General features: G+C 58.5%; 1 protein-coding gene. It reads right to left on the minus strand.

Annotation, left to right across the window (positions count from 1 at the left end; translation table 11 throughout):
* Positions 1 to 131 precede the first annotated feature (131 nt).
* Positions 132 to 1583, minus strand: coding sequence for an IS1182 family transposase (locus tag HV675_RS32050; RefSeq protein WP_175115468.1), 1452 nt, complete (start codon positions 1581 to 1583; stop codon positions 132 to 134).
* Between the last annotated feature and the right edge of the window lie 68 nt (positions 1584 to 1651).

The raw sequence follows: 1651 nt of genomic DNA on the forward strand, positions 1-1651 counted from the left end.
GGCCGAGGCCGTGTAAAAACGCGGCGGCCAGCCGGCCAGTAACGTCCCCGCACGGGCGGGCTCGTGTGGCGCATGAGTTCGCAAGCCAGATCCGATTTTGCCGCGGCAAAGAACAAAGCATGCAAGTCAGGTCAGGCACTTGCCATCTTCATCGCCTGCATTGCCTTCCCGAATCCCAGAATCCCAATGACCCGCTTGATGTTGTACGCCAGCACGTGCAAGCTCATTTCGGCAGCGACGCGACCAAGCCCTCGAGTCTGGAAGTGTGTTGAACCCATCCAGTGCTTGAGGGTGCCGAACACATGCTCGACCGTGCGGCGTCGGATTGTCATCGCATCAAGCTGATGATCGAGCCGGCGTTGCATTGCCTCAAGTACTTCCTCGTGCTCCCATCGACGGATTCGCCGGTAGTCCGACGGTGTGCACTGGCTTTTGATCGGACAGCGTGGACACGCACTGCTCCAGTAGGTGCGCAATTTCATCGGGTTGTCACGCTCAACGGAGCTGAACCGGTAAATCGCCCGCTGTCCCGCCGGACACCGATACTGATCATCGGCAGCGATATAGATGAAGTCTGCTCGATCAAACCGACCGTCAGCCTTGGCACCAGACGTCTGTGATTTGGGCACCAGTGCAGCGATGCCGGCATCGTCACAGGCCTTGATTTCAGGGGCGCTGAAGTATCCCCGATCGGCAAGTACCCTGAGCGTCTTTCGTCCCATGGCATCGCGCGCGGCTTTCGCCATCGGGCTCAACTGTGTTCTGTCGTTGCCGACGTTCGTGACCTCGTGAGACACGATGAGGTGATGACGGGTATCGACGGCTATCTGGACGTTATAGCCAACTACGCCCGTGCCCTTGGCCTGCGAGAGCATCGAGCGCGAGTCGGGATCGGTTAGCGAGATCTGCTTCTCCGGCAGATCGTTCAGTAGCTTTGCCGCGTGATCCAGATCGCGCATCTGTTCACGCAATCTGTCGATCTTCTCCTGCAGACGTTCGGTCTTCGCTTCTACCTCGACTGGCTGCGTACGATCCGCTGTCTCCAGCGCGTCCAGGTAGCGCTGGATGCTTTGTTCGATCTGCTCCTGTCGCCTCGCAATCTTGTTAGGCGTGAAGTTCTGGTCCCGGCTATTCACAGCCTTGAACTTGCTACCGTCAATGGCCACAGCCGCCTGCGCAAAGAGCTTCAACTCGCGGCATATAGTCACGAAGCGCCGGCATACGTTGCGGATGCCTTCGCCGTTGCCTCGCCTGAACTCCGCTATTGTCTTGAAGTCGGGCGCCAAACGCCCGGTCAGCCACATTAGCTCGACATTGCGCTGGCACTCGCGCTCGAGACGACGGCTCGACTGCACGCGGTTGAGATAGCCATAGATGTAGAGTTTAAGCAATACCGCAGGGTGATAGGACGGACGCCCTGTGCTCGCTGGCGTAGCCCCTTCAAATCCCAGAGCAGCCAGGTCGAGTTCGTCTACAAACGCGTCGACGATCCTTATCGGGTTATCGTCGGCGATGAAGTCATCAAGACATTCCGGTAGCAGCGTTGTTTGATTGCGGTCCGCACCTTCGACAAATCGCCCCATCCTCGCCTCTCGCGCTAACGCGTTGGTTCAGTCTAGGTGATCACGCGCGTTTTTACACGGCCTCGGCC

The organism is Paraburkholderia solisilvae (genome assembly GCF_902859875.1).
In the GTDB taxonomy this organism is placed as follows: domain Bacteria; phylum Pseudomonadota; class Gammaproteobacteria; order Burkholderiales; family Burkholderiaceae; genus Paraburkholderia; species Paraburkholderia solisilvae.

Bases quoted from the DNA above. Each gene is read 5' to 3' on its own strand.
- HV675_RS32050 (WP_175115468.1), bottom strand. From the start codon at position 1,583: ATGGGGCGATTTGTCGAAGGTGCGGACCGCAATCAAACAACGCTGCTA.